The following is a 227-nucleotide window of genomic DNA, read 5'->3' as shown; positions in this document are numbered from 1 at the left end:
ACTCTTTCTAATTCTTCGGCTACAACTTCTTTCATAAATGTACGGACGTACTTATCTAACCACTCAGGACCTAACTCAAACATTGCTTTACATACAACTAAAAATCCGCTAAGTTTGTACATTCCTTGATCAATTGTTGTAAAACCTTCATCAATCATTTCTTTAATTTCATCACATACATCGCCCCAATAAGCTGAAGCTGCACCTTCTTTTCTTACAATCCATTG

At 35.2% G+C, this 227-nt stretch carries 1 pseudogene; it reads right to left on the bottom strand.

Annotated elements, in window-relative coordinates:
- A pseudogene (locus ACQGS6_RS29630) lies at positions 1–227 on the bottom strand (phage major capsid protein); the annotation flags it as partial.

Origin of the sequence: Bacillus sp. GMs2/2, assembly GCF_050172095.1 — a bacterium.
GTDB lineage: Bacteria > Bacillota > Bacilli > Bacillales > Bacillaceae_G > Bacillus_A > Bacillus_A cereus.
This window is presented reverse-complemented; position numbering and strand designations above follow the sequence as displayed.